Origin of the sequence: Pantoea sp. LS15 (assembly GCF_012241585.1) — a bacterium.
In the GTDB taxonomy this organism is placed as follows: Bacteria; Pseudomonadota; Gammaproteobacteria; order Enterobacterales; family Enterobacteriaceae; genus Enterobacter.
The window spans coordinates 1-1,249 of the sequence record NZ_JAAVXA010000035.1; the positions used below are offsets into that span (position 1 = coordinate 1).

1 protein-coding gene is annotated in these 1,249 nt (G+C 51.7%); it reads right to left on the reverse strand.

Translation table 11 applies throughout. From position 1 onward, the window contains the following. Nucleotides 1-8: 8 nt before the first annotated feature. Nucleotides 9-1,177 (reverse strand): IS3 family transposase gene (locus HED65_RS22425; RefSeq protein ID WP_114980192.1). Its coding sequence is split into 2 segments (ribosomal slippage): nt 9-928 and nt 928-1,177, totalling 1,170 coding nucleotides; the frame shifts between segments, so codons are not numbered across the junction. Nucleotides 1,178-1,249 lie beyond the last annotated feature (72 nt).

The window sequence follows — 1,249 nt, forward strand, 5'->3', positions numbered from 1 at the left end:
TGAAGTGGTCAACTAAAACTGGCCACAGTGTTAGAGTTTTTCCAGTATCGGTTTTCCGATTCGTTTGGTGGTAACCCACCGTTATATTCGTGCGGCCTGAGTGCGCTGTAATATCCAACGATATAGTCCGTTATTGCGTGAGTTGCATCGCTGAAGCTTACGTAACCCGTCACTGGTACCCATTCGTTCTTCAGACTCCTGAAGAAGCGCTCCATTGGGCTGTTATCCCAGCAGTTTCCACGCCGGCTCATACTCTGCTTGATCCGGTATCGCCACAGTAGCTGCCGGAACTGCCTGCTCGTATAATGACTGCCCTGATCACTGTGGAACATCACCCCGACGGGCTTACCGCGCGTTTCCCATGCCATTTCCAGCGCTTTCATCGTGAGTCTGCTGTCCGGCGAGAACGACATTGCCCAGCCCACGGGTTTTCTTGCGAACAGGTCGAGAACAATGGCGAGGTACGCCCAGCGCTTACCCGTCCAGATATAGGTCACATCACCGCACCACACCTGGTTTGGTTCCGTTACAGCGAACTGTCGTCCAAGATGGTTCGGGATAGCAACGTGCTCATGACCGCCACGCTTATACCGGTGAGTCGGCTGCTGGCAACTGACCAGCCCCAGCTCTTTCATGAGCCTGCCAGCAAGCCAGCGCCCCATCGGGTAGCCTCTTTGGGTTGCCATTGTGGCGATGCTTCTTGCTCCGGCCGAACCGTGGCTGATGCCATGCAGCTCAAGTACCTGGCTGCGTAATACAGCCCGTCTGCCGTCTGGCTTTTCAGGACGGTTTTTCCAGTATTTGTAGCTGCTGCGATGAACCCCGAACACATGGCAGAGTGTGGCCACAGGATAACGTGCCCTGAGTTTCCCGATTATCGAGAACTGTTCAGGGAGTCTGACATCAAGAGCGCGGTAGCCTTTTTTAATATTTCGTTTTCCATTTCAATACGTTGTATCTTCTTTCTGAGTTCACGTATTTCAATTTGTTCCGGCGTTATCGGGGAGGTTTTTGGCGTTTTGCCCTGACGCTCATCACGCAGTTGTTTGACCCATTTTGTCATCGTGGAAAGGCCAACATCCATAGCCTTAGCAGCGTCAGAGACGGTGTAGTTTTGGTCGACAACCAGCTGAGCGGATTCGCGTTTGAATTCAGGACTAAAATTTCTTCTTTTCATTGAGGAACCTGTGTTGTTCTGAGGTGAGCATATCACCTCTATTCAGGTGGCCAAATTCAGTAAACCACTTCA